The sequence below is a fragment of the Shewanella sp. POL2 genome, from assembly GCF_000282755.1.
Classification (GTDB): domain Bacteria; phylum Pseudomonadota; class Gammaproteobacteria; order Enterobacterales; family Shewanellaceae; genus Shewanella; species Shewanella xiamenensis.
In genome coordinates this window covers 1-6,322 of the sequence record NZ_AKZL01000142.1, presented here as the reverse complement: position 1 = coordinate 6,322, position 6,322 = coordinate 1, and the positions used below count along the sequence as shown (strand labels likewise).

Below are 6,322 nucleotides of genomic sequence, written 5' to 3'. Positions count from 1 at the left end.
TCAGCGACAAGATTCTGATCCATGAGCGCAAATTGCTGCGTCAACAAGCCGATACCGTTCAGGCATTTACCCCAAAACCTTCGGCACTCGCCACTAAAGAGCAGCCAATTGCCATCATAGGCGGGGGACTCGCGTCAGCGCATCTAATGCTATCACTCGCCGAACGAGGCCAAAGTAGCATATTGTTTTGTAAGGATAATGAGTTAGGCCAAGGCGCGTCTGGTAATCGCCAAGGGGCGATCTATCCCCTACTCACGCCAGAAAATGATGAACTTAGCCGTTTTTTCCAACAGGCGTTTCTATTCAGTCGCCGCCGAATCGAGGCGCTGAGTCTTGCATCAACGATGGGCACGAACGGAACATCTGGAGTGACACCAATTTCCCATGATTTTTGTGGTGTGCTGCAAACGGGTCATGATGAGCGCAGCCAACAACGGCTCGATAAAATCATCCAAAGCCAAGACTGGCCGGAGGAAATCGCCTACGCCGTTGATGCGAATGAAGCCAACGAGATTGCCCGAATAGGTATTGATAAGGCTGGATTTTTCTATCCCCTTGGGGGCTGGGTATGCCCATTTGAATACGCCAAAGCCGCGGTAGATAAGGCCTCGCAGCTTGCCAATGTGCAGTGCCATTTCAATACCAAGATCACCGAAATCGAGTGTGATGCAAAGGCTTGGTATCTCCACAGTCAAGGCCAACGTTTTGGACCATTCCGCCAACTCGTACTCGCCAATGGCGCGCAACTCACCCAATTTTCGGCCAGTGAGCGGTTACAGATAAGTCCGTTTCGCGGCCAAGTGAGCCACGTCCCCGCCCAATTTAAGCTGAGCCAACTGGCGACAGTGTTATGCGCCAACGGTTACCTCACGCCGAGTCATCAAGGCTTGCATTGCCTCGGCGCCAGCTACGTAAAAGCAGCAGAGCACCTCGATTTTTGCCCGCAGGAGCAACGGGAAAACCTGGGGAAAATGCAAGAAAGCTACCCCAATCAAGCCTGGGTTGACGATATCGACATCAGTGGCAATAGCGCCCGAGTTGGCGTGCGCATGGTAACGCGGGATCATTTCCCTATGATGGGCTGCGCGCCCGATGTGGCTGAAATATTGGCGCGCTATGAACAGCATCAACTCAATCAGCAGCAGGCCGAACAAAGCAAGCATTATTGGCAAACAACCCAGGCTCCGATCCTCGATGGCCTTTATATCCTAGGTGGTTTAGGGTCGCGGGGGCTAAGTTCAGGGCCGTTGGCGGCCGAATGCTTAGCGGCACAATTAACCGGTGAGCCGCTTCCACTGGATTGGCCAACCTTAAATAAACTCAACCCAAATCGGATGTGGTTACGCAAATTACTAAAGGGTAAAGCACTTTAGTAAAGTGCGGCCTGAGTGAAAACTAGTTGATTAAAACAAAGGCTTATCATTGAATGCTAATCAGGCTTGCATCTAATCGCACCAGTGATTGGCAGCCCAAAACAAAAAGGATTAAGCAGTGCTTAATTCTTTTTGTATTTAGACTGAGCATTAACTATTAAGCGTTAACCCTAGAGCGAAGTACCCTGCTTAGTCGTTTTTACTCGAGTGCGATTATTGTTGTCGCGACTTTGACGGATCAAGGCATCACCATCGAACTCGGTTTGAGCTGATACTTGCTCACGATGGGCTTTCGCTAATCTATCGTACAGCAGCACATTGACCGACGCAGCCAGATTCATACAGCCTACAGTCGGCACATACACCACGGCATCCGCTCTATCGATAATCTCTTGGCCAATGGTGCCATCCTCAGGGCCAAACACATAAAAGGCTTTCTCGGGATGCACAAACTCCGGCAAAGGCGTCGCCCCTAGGACTAAATCCACGCACACCAGTTTCGTGTCAGAGGTGAGCGCATCGAGTAAGGAGGCCACTCCAGTCAATGGAATCCGCTCGGCGGCGCTCTGCGTATCGGCGTTATATTGCTGCGGCCCACGGGCGGCATATTCATAGCGTTTACCCGTGTAAAACACCGCATCGACACCATAACACCCCGAAGCGCGCATAATGCCGCCTACGTTCGTCGGAGTTTTCGGATTGACTAGACCGATATAAACCGCTTGCTGCCCCTCAGGTTCAGCCATGGCATCAACCGAAGTCGTCGTGGATATACTCATTAATTAGGCCGCTAAATGACTAACAATCTTGCCATGTAATTGTGTCCAAGCCGCTTCCACTAATGCAAAATCGGCATCATTTAATTCTTGGCGCGCCAGTGCTAAACAGTCGGTCATTTTTTCAAGTAAGGCTTCTAACGTGCTCTCGCCTTCGTCTTCGAGTTGCGATAACACCACCGCCACATGGCCTTGCAGATAACCGCAGGCAAATAAGGCGTCGTCATCACCATGGCTTACGACAGACTCAATCCACTGTTCTAGTGCTTCTTCATACTGCTCTAACATCGGGTCAAACTCTCCAATAACGTATTTCGCCCAAATGGCCGCTGGCCCCTCGGTGCTTGCAATCTCCGAGGAGAATAAATCTGATTAGTCGGGGTTGGCCACCTGATACATCACATAATCATGGTAACCCGTCGTCACTTTGTAATAGCCACAAAGCTCACGATCTAATTGAGGGTCGCCACTATCCACAATTAAGGGGCGTCCTTCAAGTGCTTTTAGCTTAGTTTTTGTGGCGAGGATAATAATATTGTCCTTACCGAGGCGGCGGATCAGCTCTGGCGACAACTGCTGGTTGCCACGACCGAGAATATGCCCCTGCCCGCCAATCAAGGTAATAACCAGTTTTGCCGGCTTATCTTGAGTAAAGTCGAGCAACTGCTTGGCGGTTAAATCACTCGCCACCAAGGCTTTATCTTGAATAAGATCAACCCCCAACAGGGTGTTATCGAGCCCAAGCTCTTCCATTACAAAGGCGACCGTGCTGCCCGAGCCCATAATGTACAGCTCGTCTTCCATTTGCTGGATAACATCGGCGGCAATATCGGCAAGCACGAGCTCATCGACCTCTTTTCCGCCCATCTTTACTGCTTGTACATAACGGGGTTCAGCGGGCACTAATAGCTCACCAAAGCGTTTGGCGCGCACCGTGCCTTGGCGAAAAGCTACTTCATCGATATCCATCACATCGGCACTCATCAGGCTGACTAACTCACCCTCAAGCAACATTTTGACCACCATACCCGCAGCATGGGGCGTGATGCCGTAAACACCTGAATGGATTTTTACTCCAGCAGGAACACCAAGCACGGGTAATTTATCGTCGATAACGGCTTGTTCAAACACGCTATACACATCACGCGCCGTGCCATCGCCCCCCGCAAACAGTAATAAATCCAACGGTTCGTTCAGCAAGGTACGCACTACGGCTTGCGTGTCGACGGCTTGGGTTTTATCCGGAGTTTGATACACCACACGGGTGTTAAAACCTAAGGCGTTGGCGGCATCCTCCCCCATCACACCTGAGGCGGTAATGATTTCGATATCTTTGGCAAAAGGGGCAATCACTTCTAAGGCTTGCATCATACGCTTTATCGCCTTGGGCTCGGCGCCTAAGGCAAGGGCTTCTTCTGCCACGCCATCGCTGCCCTTAAGACCCACACTGCCACCTAAACCCGCCAGTGGATTGATGACTAAGCCTAAACGAAACCGGACCACCTTAACCTCTCTTGTTAATTATTCTAGTTTTTACAATGAGTTACTTTCAAAATCAATATAAGCTTATGCAGCAACCGCTTGCGCCCTATCCTTAGGGATCAAAAATACCGCTAACATGGCCGCAAAGGCACAGGCCGCCGCAAATACCCAAGACCATACAGCGCCGCTACCATCACCCCAGATATAACCGCAAATCCAAGTGCCGAGTGCGCCGCCAACCCCAAAGCTTAAGCTGGCATACAGGGCTTGCCCTTGGCTGCGATGACTGGCATCAAAATTTCGATGCACAAATTGAATCGAGGCCGCATGGGTCAAGCCGAAGGTGAACGCATGCAGCACTTGGCTTAAGCCCAGCAATAACATGCTCTCTACGCCAAAGGCGACCAACAACCAGCGCACGGCGGTCATGGCAATACTGACGACAAGCAAGGTATTGACGCCATAACGTCCAAGCAAGCGAGGCGCAAACATAAACATCACGATTTCGGCCATTGCACCGAGGGCGACAAAAATCCCCGCGGCCGCTTCGGTATAACCCGCCTGCTTAAGATAGAGCACAAAGAAACCGTAAAAAGGCCCTGCGCTCATCTGTAATAACATCGCCGACACCATGAACCACAGAATGGGTTTAGTCCATTTAAGTGGCTGGCGCTCTTGTCCTTGTGGGCGCATAGCCCGATTGGCTGGCAATGGCAAGGCACACACCAGCATCCCTGTAAACAAAACTAAACCAATATAGGGCAACACCTCGGTGCCCCATTGACCAATGGCAAAACCGGCGCCGACCACTAAGCAGATATAGCCAATGCTGCCAAAGCTGCGGATTTGTCCATAGCGGCTGGCATTTTCACCTAAGGTTTCGAGGGTGATCACCTCAAGCTGCGCCAAAATCGCGTTCCAGAAGAAGGTATACAGCGCAAGGCTGAGCGCCATATACACAAAACCACCGTGGTAGAAAAAGCTTAAATACGCCAGCATCGCCGCGCCCGCGCCCATCTTAACCAATTCAGAGCGCATGCCTGTGCGATCGGCCACCTTCGCCCACACATTGGGAGCCACGATACGCGTCGCCATTAAAATCGCGAGCAAAAAACCGATTTCTTGAGGGTTAAATCCCCGGTTTTCGAAGAAGACCCCAAGGTAAGGGATCATAGTGCCGAGAATTGAAAAGAAGAAAAAATAACAGGCACATAGCCAGCGTAACTGCTGGCTTGTGCTAGAGATTGTAGGCATTAACGCATTCCATTTATTACACAGCCGCTATGCATCTTTATTCCATGCAGACTGTCTCATTCATCGCGCCTATCTCATGCCGAGAATCGGTGTATGACTGCGAACATCCTGATTTTGAGCTCTGTGTCTTAACAGATGATCCATCAACACAATCGCCAGCATAGCTTCGGCGATCGGTACCGCGCGGATCCCGACACAGGGGTCGTGACGACCTTTAGTCACCACTTCTGCCATTTCACCTTGGGCCGTCATGCTTTGACCCGGCACACTGATACTCGAGGTTGGTTTTAATGCGATATGAGCAATAATCGGTTGACCCGATGAGATGCCGCCGAGGATGCCGCCCGCATGATTAGATTCAAAACCCTGCGGCGACATTAAATCGCGCCCTTCTGAGCCCTTTTGCGTCACAACCCCAAAACCATCACCAATTTCCACGCCTTTTACCGCGTTTATGCCCATTAAGGCATGGGCGATGTCGGCATCGAGCCTATCGAACACAGGCTCACCCAGTCCAACAGGCACGCCCGTCGCCACCACCGAAATTTTTGCACCAATGGAATCACCGGATTTTTTCAGCTCGCGCATATACTCATCCAGCGCCTCGAGCTTAGTCGCATCGGGGAAGAAAAAGGCGTTCTGCTCGATTTGACTAAAATCGAGGGTCTCGGCACTAATCGGTCCAAGTTGCGACATATAGCCTTGGATATTAATCCCATGCACTTGCTTTAAATACTTTTTCGCCACAGCGCCTGCAGCAACCCGCATAGCGGTTTCGCGTGCCGATGAACGGCCGCCACCACGGTAATCACGCAGGCCATACTTTTGCTGATAGGTGTAATCGGCATGTCCTGGACGGAATAAATCTTTGATATTGGAATAATCTTGGCTGCGCTGATCGGTGTTTTCGATCAAAAGCCCAATGGAGGTGCCCGTGGTTTTGCCCTCAAACACACCGGATAAGATCCGTACTTCATCAGGCTCACGACGCGCGGTGGTATAACGGGATGTGCCAGGACGACGGCGGTCTAAATCATGCTGCATATCGGCTTCGGTGAGTTCGAGCCCTGGTGGGCAACCATCAATAATACAACCGAGCGCCACACCGTGACTTTCACCAAAGGTAGTCACCACAAAATTTTGACCAATACTGTTTCCAGACATCCGCTTTTTACACCTTAAATGATTTGCTTATCGCTCCGCGCCCAGCAATGGCTGGACAATTCTTTTTCCCGCTGCAAGCCTAACTGGCAGCGGGAAAAGACTCAACCTAATTTATTATTGCGCGTCGCGATAAATAGCAAAAAGCGATTGATGTTCGACCAGTTGGTCGCGCGTCAACACAAACACACCGTCACCGCCGTGTTCAAAGTTAACCCAGGTAAACGGCACTTCAGGGAATTGCTCCATCAGATGCACCATAGAGTTACCCACCTC

The 6,322-nt window shown here is 50.9% G+C and carries 6 protein-coding genes and 1 pseudogene; 1 reads left to right on the top strand and 6 read right to left on the bottom strand.

What is annotated here, in order from left to right:
* On the top strand, positions 1-1,373 hold a 1,373-nt coding region (gene mnmC, locus SHEWPOL2_RS21195), incomplete at its 5' end, for an FAD-dependent 5-carboxymethylaminomethyl-2-thiouridine(34) oxidoreductase MnmC (RefSeq protein WP_037431459.1).
* A 170-nt stretch (positions 1,374-1,543) separates the two neighbouring features.
* On the opposite strand, the gene SHEWPOL2_RS21190 is transcribed toward mnmC, so the two are convergent.
* The 6 genes and pseudogenes from SHEWPOL2_RS21190 to SHEWPOL2_RS22985 all read right to left on the bottom strand — a co-directional run.
* The gene (locus SHEWPOL2_RS21190; RefSeq protein ID WP_037431457.1) at positions 1,544-2,152 is read right to left on the bottom strand and encodes an RNA methyltransferase; all 609 of its coding nucleotides are present in this window, start codon (positions 2,150-2,152) and stop codon (positions 1,544-1,546) included.
* Between the two features lie 3 nt (positions 2,153-2,155).
* The gene (locus tag SHEWPOL2_RS21185) at positions 2,156-2,437 is read right to left on the bottom strand and encodes a YfcL family protein (RefSeq protein WP_011622202.1); all 282 of its coding nucleotides are present in this window, start codon (positions 2,435-2,437) and stop codon (positions 2,156-2,158) included.
* Positions 2,438-2,521: 84 nt separating this feature from the next.
* Entirely contained in the window at positions 2,522-3,652 is a 1,131-nt protein-coding gene (locus SHEWPOL2_RS21180; protein ID WP_037431456.1) for an ATP-NAD kinase family protein, read from the bottom strand.
* A 63-nt stretch (positions 3,653-3,715) separates the two neighbouring features.
* Positions 3,716-4,885, bottom strand: a complete 1,170-nt coding sequence (locus SHEWPOL2_RS21175; protein WP_037431454.1) for an MFS transporter — start codon at positions 4,883-4,885, stop codon at positions 3,716-3,718.
* 69 nt (positions 4,886-4,954) lie between these two features.
* The gene (gene aroC / locus SHEWPOL2_RS21170) at positions 4,955-6,049 is read right to left on the bottom strand and encodes a chorismate synthase (protein WP_037431452.1); all 1,095 of its coding nucleotides are present in this window, start codon (positions 6,047-6,049) and stop codon (positions 4,955-4,957) included.
* 114 nt (positions 6,050-6,163) lie between these two features.
* Positions 6,164-6,322 (bottom strand): annotated as a pseudogene (locus tag SHEWPOL2_RS22985) (50S ribosomal protein L3 N(5)-glutamine methyltransferase); the annotation flags it as partial.

Bases quoted from the DNA above. Each gene is read 5' to 3' on its own strand.
- SHEWPOL2_RS21190 (WP_037431457.1), bottom strand. From the start codon at position 2,152: ATGAGTATATCCACGACGACTTCGGTTGATGCCATGGCTGAACCTGAG.
- SHEWPOL2_RS21185 (WP_011622202.1), bottom strand. From the start codon at position 2,437: ATGTTAGAGCAGTATGAAGAAGCACTAGAACAGTGGATTGAGTCTGTC.
- SHEWPOL2_RS21175 (WP_037431454.1), bottom strand. From the start codon at position 4,885: ATGCCTACAATCTCTAGCACAAGCCAGCAGTTACGCTGGCTATGTGCC.
- aroC (WP_037431452.1), bottom strand. From the start codon at position 6,049: ATGTCTGGAAACAGTATTGGTCAAAATTTTGTGGTGACTACCTTTGGT.